Source organism: Veillonella ratti (assembly GCF_003992115.1).
Lineage (GTDB): Bacteria > Bacillota > Negativicutes > Veillonellales > Veillonellaceae > Veillonella_A > Veillonella_A ratti.
Window position 1 is genome coordinate 1 of sequence record NZ_RQUX01000005.1, and the last position, 15699, is coordinate 15699.

General features: G+C 44.5%; 13 protein-coding genes and 3 tRNA genes. All 16 read right to left on the minus strand.

Going from position 1 to position 15699, the window contains the following annotated elements:
- Positions 1 to 408: 408 nt before the first annotated feature.
- Positions 409 to 484 (minus strand) — tRNA-Lys (locus tag EO124_RS03125).
- A gap of 6 nt (positions 485 to 490) precedes the next feature.
- Positions 491 to 565 (minus strand) — tRNA-Gln (locus tag EO124_RS03130).
- A 3-nt stretch (positions 566 to 568) separates the two neighbouring features.
- Positions 569 to 644 (minus strand) — tRNA-His (locus EO124_RS03135).
- 95 nt (positions 645 to 739) lie between these two features.
- On the minus strand, positions 740 to 1579 hold the full coding sequence (gene speE / locus EO124_RS03140) for a polyamine aminopropyltransferase (RefSeq protein ID WP_127058294.1): 840 nt from the start codon (positions 1577 to 1579) through the stop codon (positions 740 to 742).
- A gap of 122 nt (positions 1580 to 1701) precedes the next feature.
- The gene (locus tag EO124_RS03145; protein WP_127058295.1) at positions 1702 to 2331 is read right to left on the minus strand and encodes a hypothetical protein; all 630 of its coding nucleotides are present in this window, start codon (positions 2329 to 2331) and stop codon (positions 1702 to 1704) included.
- 89 nt (positions 2332 to 2420) lie between these two features.
- The gene (locus EO124_RS03150; protein ID WP_006555874.1) at positions 2421 to 2852 is read right to left on the minus strand and encodes a peptidylprolyl isomerase; all 432 of its coding nucleotides are present in this window, start codon (positions 2850 to 2852) and stop codon (positions 2421 to 2423) included.
- Position 2853: 1 nt separating this feature from the next.
- Complete coding sequence (locus EO124_RS03155) at positions 2854 to 3555, minus strand: tRNA threonylcarbamoyladenosine dehydratase (RefSeq protein ID WP_127058296.1); 702 nt, start codon at positions 3553 to 3555, stop codon at positions 2854 to 2856.
- Positions 3556 to 3685: 130 nt separating this feature from the next.
- Positions 3686 to 4057: a VOC family protein gene (locus EO124_RS03160; RefSeq protein ID WP_021840760.1), complete on the minus strand. Its 372-nt coding sequence runs from the start codon at positions 4055 to 4057 to the stop codon at positions 3686 to 3688.
- 211 nt (positions 4058 to 4268) lie between these two features.
- Positions 4269 to 7352 (minus strand): AAA family ATPase, encoded by a 3084-nt coding sequence (locus tag EO124_RS03165; RefSeq protein ID WP_127058297.1) that lies wholly within the window; start codon positions 7350 to 7352, stop codon positions 4269 to 4271.
- A gap of 1 nt (position 7353) precedes the next feature.
- The gene (locus EO124_RS03170; protein WP_127058298.1) at positions 7354 to 8535 is read right to left on the minus strand and encodes an exonuclease SbcCD subunit D; all 1182 of its coding nucleotides are present in this window, start codon (positions 8533 to 8535) and stop codon (positions 7354 to 7356) included.
- An 88-nt stretch (positions 8536 to 8623) separates the two neighbouring features.
- The gene (locus EO124_RS03175; protein WP_127058299.1) at positions 8624 to 9460 is read right to left on the minus strand and encodes a deoxyribonuclease IV; all 837 of its coding nucleotides are present in this window, start codon (positions 9458 to 9460) and stop codon (positions 8624 to 8626) included.
- A 110-nt stretch (positions 9461 to 9570) separates the two neighbouring features.
- Positions 9571 to 9990: a Fur family transcriptional regulator gene (locus tag EO124_RS03180; RefSeq protein ID WP_021840756.1), complete on the minus strand. Its 420-nt coding sequence runs from the start codon at positions 9988 to 9990 to the stop codon at positions 9571 to 9573.
- A 187-nt stretch (positions 9991 to 10177) separates the two neighbouring features.
- Positions 10178 to 11749: a degradosome RNA helicase CshA gene (cshA, locus tag EO124_RS03185; protein ID WP_021840755.1), complete on the minus strand. Its 1572-nt coding sequence runs from the start codon at positions 11747 to 11749 to the stop codon at positions 10178 to 10180.
- 148 nt (positions 11750 to 11897) lie between these two features.
- Complete coding sequence (locus EO124_RS03190) at positions 11898 to 14405, minus strand: Tex family protein (RefSeq protein WP_127058300.1); 2508 nt, start codon at positions 14403 to 14405, stop codon at positions 11898 to 11900.
- A gap of 3 nt (positions 14406 to 14408) precedes the next feature.
- Complete coding sequence (locus EO124_RS03195) at positions 14409 to 14900, minus strand: dihydrofolate reductase (RefSeq protein ID WP_127058301.1); 492 nt, start codon at positions 14898 to 14900, stop codon at positions 14409 to 14411.
- Positions 14900 to 15691, minus strand: a complete 792-nt coding sequence (locus EO124_RS03200; RefSeq protein WP_127058302.1) for a thymidylate synthase — start codon at positions 15689 to 15691, stop codon at positions 14900 to 14902. The genes EO124_RS03195 and EO124_RS03200 overlap by 1 nt, the downstream gene beginning before the upstream one ends.
- Positions 15692 to 15699 lie beyond the last annotated feature (8 nt).

Below are 15699 nucleotides of genomic sequence, written 5' to 3' on the forward strand. Positions count from 1 at the left end.
CTAGCTCGTTTTCGTTGTTGTCAGCTTAACCGAAGTTATCTGACTTAGAATTTATTTGGTTGGTTTCAACGTTGTTGAAACCCGCACTCTGGCTATGTTCATTTCGTTAAAAATGATTACCTTATATTGTTCAGTTTTCAAAGATCTGCGCGTCAGGTTTTTAACTTTCATCGCCTGACGACTTAATCATTCTATCAGTGATAGAAGATTATGTCAACCATTTTTTTACAACTTTTTTACTATTTTTACACCGTTCGCCGAAAACCCGCATAAACTAAGGCTTTACAGTTTAATTACAGTGTTCGTCACCCAGACAATCCAAAGATAACTGTTAATAGTTTCATTAGCTGTTGTAACAAGCTGTTAAAGATAGAGAAAAAGCATCGTCGCAATGACGATGCTTTTAAATGGTGACTCATCCGCGACTCGAACGCGGGACACCCTGATTAAAAGTCAGGTGCTCTACCAACTGAGCTAATGAGTCATGCAATGGCAGGGGCGGCTGGGATCGAACCAGCGCATAATGGAGTCAAAGTCCATTGCCTTACCACTTGGCGACGCCCCTAAGTGGGGTGAGTAGTGGGGATCGAACCCACGCGTAACGGAGCCACAATCCGCCGTGTTAACCGCTTCACCATACCCACCACTGTGGAACATACAGAGGAAAGTATCCCCCGTAACGAATGATATTGTATCATTCTCCGAGGGATACTGTCAACTATTATTTTTAATTAACTAGTTATTTTTTGATTAAATAATCTTTTACAAAATTAGGCAATGCAAATGCCGCCTTTTGTATCCCCTCGTTATAGTATTTAGTTGTAAACGTCTGTTCACGATTAGCTTCCCATGTTAGTGGGTCATATTTCTTCGAACCCATAGTGAAGCAATGCATTCCGGTTGGATAGATTGGAATAAACGCCGTATAAAGACGAGCAATTGGGAAGTGATTCGAAACGTAGCCGAATACTTTTTCAACCAACGGCTGATGCATCATAGGTGATTCAGTTTGTTGCACAAAAAGACCATCTTCTTTTAACGCCTTATACGTATTGGCATAGAATTCATCGGTAAATAAACCTTCCCCCGGTCCGATTGGGTCGGAGCAATCCACGATAATAACATCGTATTTATTTTCAGCCTGCGCCATAAAACCGATACCGTCACCAATCGTTACTGTGAGTTTTGGATCTTTGCGAATCATAGCATCGGCAATGGTCGGCAAGTATTCTTTAGCCAATTCCACGACTTTACCGTCAATTTCAATCATTGTTACGGTTTCAACACAATCATGGCGTACGCATTCTCTGGCTACACCGCCGTCACCGCCGCCGATGATCAATACATGCTTTGGATTGGGATGCAAGAACAAAGGAACATGGGACATCATTTCATGATAGATAAACTCTTCCCGTTCCGATGTTTGGAACACACCATCCAAGGACAACATAGTGCCATATTCTAAGCTGTGAACCACTTCAATTTTCTGAAATTCCGATTGTCCGGAATATAAAACTTTATCGATTTCTGCGCTCAATTTCAAATGAGCGGACTGATTTTCTGTAATCCAATCTGCCATTGGTAACCTCCTAATCGATTAACAAGCACTAATCCTACCAAATCAGTGAATACAAATTTGAAAACTCCATCCCTTTTATAATTACAAGCTCCGTGATTATTGCCGTTCACTGCAACCAATTACTACTGCTTGCGTACGGCATAGGCAAAACCGCCGCCCAACATGGTATCTTGTAACCATCTTTTCAGCGAAAAAATGCGTTCAATTTCTTCATCGTACACTACGCAACGCACATCATCATTGTTTTCCGTTAATTTTACGATAGGAACCCAATGCCATGTGGACAAGCCTTTTTCATTACCGCGATGACGATTCAAAAAAGCAACCGGCGAATCACTGCCGAGGCCCTGTTTAATGAAATTTACTACCTGCTGCAACGGTTGACGACATACAGCAAACGGGTAAACCCCCATCATCTTAACGGTGTAAGGCAATTCTTTCTTTTCACAATAGTCGTTCAAACCTTCTTGAAACCACTGTGTTTTATACAAACCGCCACCGATGCGGGGACGCACATACTGGAATAATTCTTCCATGCGCTTTAAAGCAGCTTCGCCATCATTACTGGTCGTGCTATCGAGCAAACCGTCACGAAACTGCACGTAGCTGATTACCTGTGTAGCCGTCGTCGGGCCGCACCCGGACAAACGCTGCCAATCATCATGATACCATTCTTGGTTATAACCGTAAGAAAAACGGCCGTCTTTTTTCACCTGCAACCATTCAGGATGTTTGAGTGTCAAACTCTCCATATATTACTCAATCCTCTATTACATCAACTTAATTTAACATATAAAATTATTGTAATAGTGACCTTCTATACATAGACCTACGATTAAGCTTAGTCTTCTACAACTTCAACCTTAACCATACGGTCGCCTTGCTGAATGCCATCTACTACATCCATGCCTTCAATTACTTTACCAAATACAGTGTGAACACCGTCCAAATGAGGCTGTGGTTCATACACGATAAAGAACTGACTGCCCCCTGTATTCGGTCCGCGGTGAGCCATGGACAAAGCACCGCGTTCATGTTTGTGCGGATTACCGATTAATTCATCTTTAATGGTGTAGCCCGGACCACCCGTACCGTTGCCGTTAGGACAACCGCCTTGGGCTACGAAGCCCGGAATTACACGATGAAATGTAAGGCCGTCATAAAAGCCTTCTTTGATTAATTTTTCAAAATTAGCAACCGTGCCCGGTGCTTCTTTTTCAAATAATTCAATCGTAATATCGCCTTTTTCCATATGGATAATCGCTTTTTTCATGCTATTCTACCTCCAACAATGTACGCAGTACATAACTCGACAACATAAGACCCGCTACGGATGGTACGAAACCGCAAGAGCCGGGACTGCGTGAATCGTCATCACGAGTCGGCGTCATCGGCTTTTCAGTGGAAAAAACTACGGTCTGTTTCTTGATACCGCGTTTGCGCAATTCGCGGCGCATAACTTTGGCCAAAGGACAGGTGTGAGTTTTACTGATATCGGAAATGCGAAGTAATTCCGGATGCATCTTATTACCCGTGCCCATTGACGAAATACAAGGAATACCTAATTCCTGACAGTTTTCAATAATCGCCAATTTAGCCGTTACCATGTCAATCGCATCGATAACAAAGTCTACCTTAATGTCCTTGATAAAATCAGGATACGCTTCCTTGGTATATACGATATCGTAAGTATCTACCTGCATATCAGGATGAATCGACAAAGCGCGCTCTTTCGCCACTTCCACCTTACGACGACCGATAGTTTCCTGCGTCGCAATAAGCTGACGGTTCAAATTACTCACTGTAACTTTATCGCCGTCAATCAAAACTAAACGACCGATACCGGTGCGCACCAATGCTTCCATGGCAAAACCGCCTACACCGCCACAACCAAACAAGGCTACCGATTTAGTACCCAAATTTTCTAATTTTTCTTTTCCTACCAGCCATTCCAAGCGGGTAAACATGTGTTCCATTCAAATCTCCCATCAATAATACACTTTTTACTGACTGCCACCGAAGTGACTACTACAAGCTGCCGCTCTTAGGCAACAGCGTTTTAAAAACGACTATAATTTCAAATTAACGAGTCGCTATAATTCCAAATTAACGAGTCGCCGGAATTACTTCCAACCAATAACCATCCGGATCGGCAATGAAGTAAATGCCCATGTTAGGGTTTTCATACACAACACAACCCATTTCTTTGTGTTTTTTGAAAGCCCCTTCATAATCATCAACAACGAATGCCAAATGGAATTCGTTATCACCTAAATTGTACGGACGGTCCCAATCACGTAACCATGTCAATTCCAACTGATGATTACTGCTACCGTCTTCCAAATATACGATTTTAAAAGAACCGTCAGCCGGTTCAATGCGACGACCCGGTTTTAAACCTAAAGCGTCTTCGTAAAATTTAATGCTTTTATCTAAATCACGAACATTAAAATTATTATGTACCATTGTAAATTTCATGTTTGTAATCTCCTCTCATCACATAAAAAGTCATAGGAACTTATTTAATTTTCTATTTCAAAATTTACTGCTCAAAATATTTAATACTGCTATTTAATAGTATCATAAATCTCGATATATTGCTATATGATGAAGTAACAATATGACAAACTACTATATGATGTATCGCTTACAACATGCTTAGGGCTATACATTTTCTACGCCCGTATATTTATGGTACTAAAAAGTGAGCCGTACTGCCCTTATTAGTAGCTTCCACTACCAGATGGGTCGGTATGCGCCCCTTCAATTCAGGTACATGAGAAATAATACCAACCAAGCGTCCCGATTTTTGCAATTCCACCAAGGTCTCCATGGCAATATCGAGCGTATCCGGATCCAAAGTCCCGAAACCTTCATCAATGAAAATCGTATCCAAGTGAATCCCTCCGGCATAAGCTTGAATAATATCGGCTAAACCCATAGCCAACGACAAAGAAGCAAGGAAGGTTTCACCGCCGGACAAGGTATTAGCCGGCCGTTCATAACCCGTATAGGTATCAAGCACCGACAGATCAAGACCACGATGACCGCGACTGACACTGTCCGCCTGAGCACGTCGCAATTCATAGCGCCCTCGGCTCATCTGACGCAGCCGTACATTGGCGGCCACCACCACTTCTTCCAAAATAGCCCCGAGCACATAGCGTTCAAAGGTCACCCCTTTTTGCCCGGCATTGCCGCCATTAGCAAGCTCATAGAGATTATTAATAAACGCAAATCGTTCGGTTATCGCCGCATTATCGGCCACTAATTTACTGTATTCGGTTAAAACTTCCCCAAGATGACGAACCGACTCCGCTGCCTTCGTTTCGTTACGCACAGCGTTTTCATAGATAGCTGACGCTTCGTCCTTCATTTCTTTCGTTACGACCATGGACGGTTCTGCCAGCGACGCTAAATCATTGGAGGCCGCCGTCAACAAAGTTTGCACTCGGTCCACTGCCGCATCATAATTCTTGACGGTTGTTACGAATTCCGGCTTGCGTTTCACCATCGGCCGAAGAACCATCAACTCTGCGGTACTCAATTTTAATCGGTGAAGTTCCGCTTCAATCTCCTGTGCTTTAACCGTAGCCTCGTGCATCGTTTCCCGCTGCTGTTTTTCCAGATTTATAATCGTCGTTTCATTTGAGCTCTTGGCTTGTAAATAATCACGTTCCGCTTCTTCAAATTGAAGCTGTTCTTTTTCAAAAGCAACGAGCCATGTCTCTTTAGCTTGTAATTCTTTCGCCCAAGAAACCTTATCTATCGCTTTTACCGCATCTTGATGAAGCGTCAAACCTTCCTGCTTACCTACGAGCTTCGTGCGCATATCCTGATAGCTTATTTCTTTCTCTTTCAGTTCGGTACGAATGGTCTCAATCGTATTATTTAAAGCCGTAAGGCTATCATTCAATTGTGTAACTTTCTTCTCTTTTACGGCTAGGGCTTGACTGCGCTGATTCAGAATAGTTTTAACACTTTCCGCTTCTGCCAAGAACTCACAGGCAATCGTTGATTTTATATCTATATCGCCATGTTCAGCCAACCAGCCTGCTATAGCACTTTCACTTTCTTTGACCGCCTCATCGGCACGGGTCCATAGTTCGGCAGCCGCGCTCTGTCGTTCCGCCCGAGCGGATGATTCTTGTAGCGCTTCACTATACACTTTTTCTGCGTTCGCCATGGCTTCTTCCGAGTATTCATCAGGCAAAACAGCCTTGAGAGGATGTTCCGTAGATCCGCAAACCGGACAGGCTTCATGAGCCTTCAAAGCGATTGCTAATCCCGCTGCCGCAAATTGCCGGCGCAGATTTTCCTGATGCGCTCGCTCCATAAAAGCTAATTCTTCCTGCTGCTTAGCTTCTTCATAAGCATGACGCGTGTTAGCCGCTTGTACTTTGGCCGCTGCTCGCTCTTCTATTAACCGCGCTGCGTTTTCACCCAATTGAACGGCCGTCAAAACAGCCTCACGTTCCTTCATGAGTTGACTTTGATTACCTAAAGCCTGCCGAAGTTCTGCTACACTCTTACTTGTCGTATCCGCTTCTTCCAGCTTAGTTTTTAAAAGTTCATTCGCCGCCTTTACAGCTTCTTCCGCATTTTCAACGTCTTCCCCAAGCTGTTTTAATTCAGTCTGAAGTAACGTAATAGCATCAAAATGCGCTTTAATCTCGCCTGCCTTGTGAATATCCAAACGATAGGTTTCACTCATAGGTTTACGCTCTCCCAAAGATGCCTTCGTAGCAGTTAGCGTCGCCCCAGTTTTCACGAGTGCCTCTTTGTCGATCCGCGCAGCTATTAAATCATTGGCAAGCTGCTGTTTTTTAGCTTCTAGCTTTGCCAGTTCCGTTTCTTTCTGAAAAATCGGCATCACTTGCTCCAAACGCTCTACAATTTGCCGCGATTCATTAACAGATTCTGCTTGTTTCATCAAATCAGCGAGTTCCGCTTGTTTTTCATTAATGGTGGCGCCTAATGTTTGGCGTTTTTCCCCTAATTCATAGTCAGCCAAAATTTTTACCTGATTGGCTTGCGCCTCGGCTAAGATGCCTGCCGCTTTCGTCTGTTCCGCTTCGGCACTGCTTAATTTTTCACGCAAATCTGTTTCCGTCTTCACGTCTTCTGTACTCAATAAATATCGTTGACGGTCTACCACCTCACGCGCCGATGCATATACTTTGTCATGCTCTTCTTTGAGCATGTCCTGTAAACGGGCATAAATTTCAGTGCGAAAGAGACTGTGCATCAGCGTTTCACGCTCTGAAGTAGGGGCTACCAGGAGTTTACGAAATTCCCCTTGCGGCAGTAATACGACTTGCAAAAACTGTTCCGCTCTAAAGCCCAGAATCTCATGCACCTTTTCCTTAATGTCATTGGCGCGACTGCTGAATTCCTGCCATTCGCCATCGTCTAAAACGGCTAATGATGCTACGGCAGCCTGCTCACGAAAGCCTTCACCGCGTCGTTTCTTTACTTTTTGTTTCGGACAGCGTTCAATCTTATATTGGCCGTCACCTACTGAAAAAGTAAAGGTAACTTTCGTCAATGTTTCCGGGGAAGCGTAATCACTGCGCATGCTTGTGCCGCTGCGCAAACCGCCACTGGATTCGCCGAACAAAGCATACACCATGGCATCTAAAATACTTGTTTTACCGGCTCCCGTCGGCCCCGTAATGAGAAATAAACTTTCTTCTTTCAAATCATCAAAGTCCAAGTGAACCGTTTCCGCGTAAGGACCAAACGCCGTCATTGTTAAAGTTAAAGGTCTCATGTCAGTCCTCCTTAATCAAACGTTCCCAAAGAGAGTTCATAAATTCCTTCTCCTCGTCACTTAACGGCTCATTACGAACGGCCAAAGCAAAATTTTCAAATAATTCACGCTCTGATAATTCTTTATAATTTACGCGATTGTCGGCAGTCAGTTCCGCCTGCATACGGCCCGTAAGCTCCAAGGACATGGCGTATGGAAAAACGTCACGCAAGCGTGCCATGCCGTCGATAACCGGTTCCGTATCCGCCAGTTCAACTTGTAAATACGTATCTTTGTAAGTTTCATGAAGTGCCGTATCTTGCAAAATATCATTAAAATTGCCTTTGACAATGGCTACATCATGTAACGCTTCGATACCGACCTGTTCAATTTGGCAGTCACCCTTTGCATCCATATCAACAATGGTAAACGACTTATTATGATTCGCCTCATCAAAGGAATATTTTAATAGAGACCCGCTGTAGCGAATGTTGTCGGCCCCCATGCGTTGCGGCCGGTGAATATGCCCCAGGGCCGTATAGTTAAACGGCGCAAATACGTCCACCCCCACATTAGCGGTACCGCCAATTACCAAAGGTCGTTCCGATTCACTGGTAATACTGCCGGCTACCATAGTATGAGCCATGCCGACCGTACGCATTCCTTCCGGTACGAGGCTACGCAAATAATCGGCCCAAGCCGCATAAGTTTCGCCATAGGCTACCGCCAGATTTTGCCACTCATCCAAACGATGTACCGCCGGAACGGTTTCCAATAAATTGGTCAAAACTGTGCGCGGTTCCGTAAACGGCATAGGACAAAAGGCAATTTCGCCATGCCCATCTTCTAAATAAAGAGGCTCTAAACTGCGGTCCATACGCCCCCACACATGAACGTGTGATTTAGAATACAAATCACGGCCCATGTCGAGACGCTCCGCACTATCATGATTGCCACCGATTACCAGCGTCGGAATTTTATAGTCCAAGGCCAATTTAGTGATCACCATATCCCATAGTTCCACCGCTTCCACAGGCGGCACGGCGCGATCAAACACATCGCCCGCAATAACAACGGCATCTATCTTTTCGTCTTTCAGCAGCTTAAAAAATTGGTGCTCCAGTACATAGGCCTGGTCGTTCGTAAGATGGCGGGCATAAAAAATTCGACCTAAATGCCAATCACCGGTGTGTAATATCCGCATAGTATCCCTCTTCAAAACACGCTAAACACTGAATTTCTCTATAAGCTCCCTTTTATAGAGATTTTGAAAAACCTAAGTATCTCATACCTTACGCTTCTTTATAAACGCTGCGCAACAAGGCAATTTCCTTCGCATAACCATCCAATTCGTTCGGCGTTTCCAAATAGAATGGTAAATTGCGCAGTGCCGGATGATTGATTACCTTTGTAATAGCTTCCAAACCGATATGACCTTCGCCGATTTTTTCATGACGGTCTTTATGGGCGCCCCGCGGGTTTTTAGAATCATTCAAATGAATGGCATGTAAACGGTCGAGGCCGACGATTTTGTCAAAAGACTCCATAACACCATCCAAGTCGCCGATAATATCATAATCTCCTTCGTGAATATGGCAGGTATCCATGCAGACACCAATGTACTCTTTTAACTTCACGCCATCAATAATGCGGGCAATTTCTTCAAAGGTGCGGCCCACTTCAGTCCCTTTGCCGGCCATAGTTTCTAACAGTACGGTAGTGTGCATGCCCTCAAACATGACTTCATTGAGTGCTTCCACAATATATTCGATGCCCTGATCAACACCTTGTTTGACATGACTGCCGGGATGGAAATTATATAATTGATTCGGCAAAAATTCCAAACGCTCTAAATCTTCGCGCATCATGTTTTTAGCAAACTGACGCAGGGACGGATCCGCAGCACAAGCATTTAACGTATACGGTGCATGACCTAAAATTTTACCAAAGTTATGCTCCGCCATAAAAGCTTCCAACGCTTTCATATCCGCTTCGTCAAACGTACGGGCCTTGCCGCCGCGCGGATTGCGTGTAAAATACTGGAATGTATTGGCCCCAAGACTTAAAGCCTCTGTGCCCATATGTAAATAGCCTTTGCTGATTGATAAATGACATCCGATAGTTAACATACTGCTCTCCTTCGATACAATTAATACAATATATTTTAAAATTTTATAGCAAATTTATTTCATGTTACTTTTTAATTATAACAAAAAAAGAGCCTTGCGGCTCTTTTTGTTTAATGGGTTCCTTTACGCAAACAGTCAGGGCAAATACCTTCAAACGTAATTTGCTGGCCGGTCACTTTATAGTGACTCAATGCTTCGACTTCAGCTAAGGTATCTTCCATATTCATATCGTGTAAATCATCAACGCGATTACATACGCTGCAACGCATATGAGGGTGGTTATGAGTATCCCAGTCATAGCGGCTGGAATCATCACCAATATCAAGAACTTTTACAAGACCGATTTTTTCAAAAATTTCCATCGTCTTATATACGGTTGCTAAACTCATGGTAGGATGATCTTGGCGTAAACTTTGATAAATCATTTCCGCCGTTGGATGCTCATTTTGACCATAAAGCACTTGGTAAATCGCAATACGTTGAGGGGTTACTTTGTAACCTTCGGAACGCAGTTTTTGTGCAATATCCATAGCAATCAATCCTCTCTCCACTCGGATTTAAAAGTGTTTCGTGCAACTCTGCACGTTGCCTGTAGCTAAGTTGCTTTAACCAGAATATCAATTCTAACCAATAACAATTATTGGTTAAGTAATTATAGCAAATTTAGTATACTTTGGCAAGATAACCGCTCATCAAATCTAATTATATATGGTAGGATTAGTCTTTGAAGTACGGTTTAAAGGCACCGCTCTTATGTGCTTCCTGGCCACCGCGACGACCTTGACCTTCCGGATTACGGCGTTTGGAACGATTGCCGCCGGCACGACGGGAATCATCACGACCACTGCGGTCACGGAAACTGCGTTCACCATTGCGGCGATCACCGCGACGATCGGAACTGCGAGAGCTGCGCTGACCGTCACGACGACGGCCGTCTTTACCGAAGGAGCGTTTTTTACGAACACGTAAAGGTGCTTCTTCCGTAATATTTACCGGTGTCGTATCCGGTTCTTTAGTCAATAATTTAATAGCTGCCGCTACCAACGTTACGGAATCCAAATCATTCAATAATTCTTCCGCACTGGCACGGTATTCTTTGAGGTTTTCCGTATCATCAGCCATGTTGATTAAGCTCTGCACGGCTAATTTCTGCTGACCTTCCAACACTTCGCCTAAAGACGGTGCTTTACGACGAGCAATTTTACGCTTAGTCAAACGTTCGATAGCGTGTAAATGTTCCATTTCACGAGGAATAACGAACGTGTTTGCCATCCCTGCTTTACCGGCACGACCGGTACGGCCTACACGGTGAACATAACTTTCAGGGTCTTGCGGCAAGTCATAGTTATATACATGAGTTACACCGCTGATATCGAGACCGCGAGCGGCTACGTCGGTAGCTACCAAGATATCGATAGTACCTTCACGGAACTGACGAATTACGCTGTCACGTTTCTGCTGCGATAAATCACCATGAATGCCTTCAGCCATGTAACCGCGTTTTTTCAAACCTTCCGTAACTTCGTCAACACGGCGTTTCGTACGGCCGAATACGATGGCAAGATCAGGGGCTTGCATGTCGAGCAAACGGCAGAGTAAATCGAACTTCTGACGGTCCTGTACTTCGATGTAGTACTGTTCGATTAAGTCCATAGTTACCTGAGTTGGTTTCATGCGAATAAGGCGTGGTTCTTTTAAGTAGTTTTCAGCCAAAGTCTGAATGGCCGGCGGCATAGTGGCGGAGAACAACAATGTCTGACGTTGTTCCGGCACGGCTGCCAAAATTTTATTGATGTCATCAATGAAGCCCATATTAAGCATTTCATCGGCTTCATCGAGAACGATAACTTTTACATTATCAAAATTGATGGATCCGCGTTCCATGTGATCCATTAAACGACCCGGGGTTGCGACGATAATTTGAGGATTTTTGCGCAAGCTGCGGAATTGGCGCTGAATATCCTGACCGCCGTAGATAGGCAAGGCCTGGATATGAGTGTGCTGTGCCATTTTATTGAGTTCTTCCGCTACTTGAATAGCCAATTCACGGGTTGGCGATAAAATTAAAACCTGTACGGCACGAAGATTTTCATCAACCTGTTCCAATGCAGGAATACCGAAAGCGGCAGTTTTACCGGTACCGGTCTGAGCCTGGCCAATCATGTCTAAGCCGCTCATTGCCACAGGAATTGCTTCCTTCTGAATCGGTGTAGGTTCTTCAAACCCCATATCATTTAAAGCCCGTAAAATGGGCTCGCTAATCTGTAATTCTTCAAATTTTTCAAGCATGAACTATATGAGTCCTCCTTATGTAAATCAATCTTATTTTCGTCTAATTTTCGTCGGCGCATTCTAGTATTATATCACAAACAAAAGAAGATAACCAAATCAGAATACCTATTTTTTTCTAATTTGGTTATCTTTATGAAAAACTATCCTATTTTTTCTTACTATATACGATTGTTATGTTGTTATTTTCAAACGGTGCCGGTTCATGGCGTTTTTGACGATTTTGGTTGTTGCGACCGCCTCGATTATCGTTGCGATTGCGACGGTCATCATTACGGCGGTTATGGCGATCTCCTTGACGGCCATCACGGTTGTTAGCCGCATTACGCTCCTGATTGCGGCCGTCACGACGATTATTGCGGTTGCGATTTTCACCGCCTTGATTATCGCGGCGATTACCGCCATTATCACGATTGCGATTATTCTGCTTAGAATCATCACCGGCTGCTACGGCAGCCGCGGCTTTTTCTTTATCACGTAACGCCTTCATAGAGAGACCAATACGATTGCGTTTCGGCTCAACGGAAATAATTTCCGCTTCAATAATATCGCCTACAGCCAAGACATCGGACGGATGTTGGTCACGGCGACAGAATTCGCTGCGATGCAAGAGGCCGTTAACTTTTAAACCGAAGTCAACGAAAGCGCCGAAATCTACCACATTGTGAACCGTCCCCTTTACAACGGTTCCCACCTTTACGTCTTCCAAGCTCATGATGTGTTTACGAGTCATTGGCGCCGGCAAATCTTCACGCGGGTCGCGGCCCGGTTTTGCCAAAGCGTCCAAAATGTCGCGTACCGTCGGCACGCCCGCATCCAATTCTTTAGCAACTGTTTCCGCATCAACCAAAGCCAGCTTCGTATGGAAATCAGCCAATTTCGCTTTATCATTTAAATCTTCTAACGCATAGCCTAAATTGTTAATAATCGTTTCGGCCAACTCATAGGATTCCGGATGAACCGGTGTATTATCGAGGGGATTGTCGCTGTCCTTAATGCGCAAGAACCCGGCACATTGCGTAAAGGCGGCCGGTCCCAAGCGTTTAACTTTTAACAATTCTTTGCGATTGTGAAAAACGCCGTTATCTTTACGATAGGTTACGATGTTGTTAGCTACGGCGCCGGAAATCCCTGCCACATGTTCCAAAATAGCCGGCGATGCCGTATTGAGTTCAACCCCCACATGGTTTACTACGGTTTCCACCACTTGGTCCAAGGTTTCACTCAATTGTTTCTGATTAACATCATGTTGGTACTGACCGACCCCGATAGATTTCGGGTCGATTTTAACGGATTCTGCCAACGGATCCTGTACACGACGCGCAATGGACACGGCGCCACGAATGGATACGTCTAAATCCGGTAACTCTTCGATGGCCAATTTCGAAGCAGAATATACTGAAGCACCCGCTTCATTGGTAATGATATAATGGCAATCCAATTGCTCTTCTTCAATCAATTGGGAAACAAATTGTTCCGTTTCATAAGAGGCTGTACCGTTACCGATGGATAACAAGGTAACTTTCCACTTACGAATGCAGTCGGCCATATCTTTCTTGGCCGCTTCCTTACCGCGCTCACCGGACGTCAAATGGTAAATGCCTTGGTCGAGCACATTCCCCTGTGCATCGATGACAGCCATTTTACAGCCCATGCGATAGCCCGGATCGAGGCCCATAATTACATGACCGGCCAACGGCGGCTGTAATAAGAGATTGCGAAGATTTGTCCCGAATACCTTGATAGCCTGTTCATCGGCATTTTCCGTTAACGTCTTGCGAATTTCACGCTCCATGGCCGGGAAGATAAGGCGTTTATACGCATCGGCCACCGCTATGGCTTTAAATTCTTTTAAAGCTGCTACGCCCGTTTCCGGCATAGCCTTTACCATGTATTCGATATATTTTTCATCAGGTGCGGTCAAAGTTACTTTAAGGGCGCCTAATTTTTCACCGCGATTAATAGCTAAAATACGATGGGACGGTAATTGATGAATCGGCTCTTCATAGTCGGCGTATTTCAAGAACACTTGACGCACCTCATCGGTTTCCGCCGTATCTTCATCGCCCACCATTACGGTTTTAACTTTGCCCTGACGCCAAATAGCATCACGCAAGTACGCACGGAAATCGGCACGGTCACTCACATCTTCCGCCACAATATCCATGGCGCCTTGCAAGGCTGCCTCGCTGTCAGGCACTTCTTCCGTTATGAATGGAGCCGTTAAGCTTTTAATTGTACTCGTCGTATCCTCGGTAGTATCAGCCAGCATTAATTGTGCCAACGGCTCTAACCCACGTTCACGCGCAATGGAGGCACGGGTACGCTTCTTAGGGCGATAGGGCAAATATAAATCTTCCAATTCCTGAAGCTTCATAGCCCCTTCGATAGCCGTGGCCAATTCAGGCGTCATTTTTTCCTGTTCCGTAATGGAACGGACAATTTCTTCACGGCGCTGTTCCAAATTACGCAAATATTTAATGCGTTCTTCGATTTCACGAAGTTGCTCATCTTTTAATTCACCCGTTTTTTCCTTACGATAACGGGCGATAAAAGGAACCGTGTTCCCTTCATCCAATAATTCAACGGCCACCTTTACCTGCCAAGGATTAACTCCTAATTCGGCCGCAATATATTGGGACATTTTTTCCAACATGAACTACTCCTTTCGACGATACGTAACAAAACTAAATGGCCATGGATTTTTCTCGTCCACTTCACCGGGAATTGATTCTACCACTTCAAAGACATTCAAATCAATAGTCGGAAAATATGCATCCCCTTCAAACTCATGCTCGATTTCCGTAACATAGAGAACATCAGCATAAGGCATAAACGATTCATACATCTGCGCCCCGCCGATGCAATAGGCAACATCGATCTTAGCCGCTTCCGCCGCGGCCGCTTCCGGTGATGTAAATACGCGTACTCCTTCATAAGGCGGTACATAGTCGGTTTGACGCGTCACTACCCAATGTTCACGATTTGGGAGTAAAAACGGCAATGATTCCAAGGTCTTACGGCCCATAATGATAACATGACCGGTAGTCAGTTTTTTAAAATACTGCAAATCTTTCGGCAAATGCCAAATAAGCTGATTGTCTTTGCCAATCACATTATGCTTCGCCCGTGCCACGATCATCGCTAACATTATACGGCCACCTCCATCGGCAATTTTCCTAAATGCTCATACCCTTCCAGCTTTACATCATCAGCCGTGAAGTCATAAAAGTTTTGTACCTTATCATTAATCCATAAAGATGGTGCCGGTTTTGCTTCTTCCAAGCGGGTCAGCTGTGTCTTCAACGCTTCCACGTGGTTTTCATAAATGTGAGCGTTGTTGATAATATGGGTAAATTGCCCCGGTTTCAAACCGCTTACATGAGCAATCATGTATACAAGCGTAGCGTACTGGGTCATGTTAAACGGCACGCCGAGACCCATATCGCCACTGCGCTGTACGAGCATACAGTTCAAACGGTCTCCTTCCACATCCCATAAGGTTTCATACGCACAAGGCTGCAATGCCATGTCCGGCAAATCTTCAATGTTCCACAAAGTAACAATCATGCGGCGGCTCTGCGGATCTTCTTTCAACATGCGAAGTAAATTATCCACCTGCTTGTACTTGGCCAGTTGATAGCCGTACGCTTTGCCGATGGTGCCGTCTTCGCGCATCCATTCGTCCCATACATGGACGCCCATAGCCTGCAACTCTTTCACATCATTACTCTGCTTCTGCCAAATCCACAAAAGTTCTTTCACAGCTGTTTTGAACGCCACAAATTTAGTCGTCAAAATAGGAAATTCTTTACTCAAATCAAATTGCATCATTTGGTGCGGTAATTTATAGGTAGGAATACCGGTGCGGTTATTAGCATAATAACCATCCTTCAAAATGCGTTCCACAATCGCTAAGTATTGAGTATCTGCTGAGCTCATGATAGTCT

Coding starts and splice junctions, on each gene's coding strand:
- speE (WP_127058294.1), bottom strand. CDS start 1,579: ATGGCAGATTGGATTACAGAAAATCAGTCCGCTCATTTGAAATTGAGC.
- EO124_RS03145 (WP_127058295.1), bottom strand. CDS start 2,331: ATGGAGAGTTTGACACTCAAACATCCTGAATGGTTGCAGGTGAAAAAA.
- EO124_RS03150 (WP_006555874.1), bottom strand. CDS start 2,852: ATGAAAAAAGCGATTATCCATATGGAAAAAGGCGATATTACGATTGAA.
- EO124_RS03155 (WP_127058296.1), bottom strand. CDS start 3,555: ATGGAACACATGTTTACCCGCTTGGAATGGCTGGTAGGAAAAGAAAAA.
- EO124_RS03160 (WP_021840760.1), bottom strand. CDS start 4,057: ATGAAATTTACAATGGTACATAATAATTTTAATGTTCGTGATTTAGAT.
- EO124_RS03165 (WP_127058297.1), bottom strand. CDS start 7,352: ATGAGACCTTTAACTTTAACAATGACGGCGTTTGGTCCTTACGCGGAA.
- EO124_RS03170 (WP_127058298.1), bottom strand. CDS start 8,535: ATGCGGATATTACACACCGGTGATTGGCATTTAGGTCGAATTTTTTAT.
- EO124_RS03175 (WP_127058299.1), bottom strand. CDS start 9,460: ATGTTAACTATCGGATGTCATTTATCAATCAGCAAAGGCTATTTACAT.
- EO124_RS03180 (WP_021840756.1), bottom strand. CDS start 9,990: ATGGATATTGCACAAAAACTGCGTTCCGAAGGTTACAAAGTAACCCCT.
- cshA (WP_021840755.1), bottom strand. CDS start 11,749: ATGCTTGAAAAATTTGAAGAATTACAGATTAGCGAGCCCATTTTACGG.
- EO124_RS03190 (WP_127058300.1), bottom strand. CDS start 14,405: ATGTTGGAAAAAATGTCCCAATATATTGCGGCCGAATTAGGAGTTAAT.
- EO124_RS03195 (WP_127058301.1), bottom strand. CDS start 14,900: ATGTTAGCGATGATCGTGGCACGGGCGAAGCATAATGTGATTGGCAAA.
- EO124_RS03200 (WP_127058302.1), bottom strand. CDS start 15,691: ATGAGCTCAGCAGATACTCAATACTTAGCGATTGTGGAACGCATTTTG.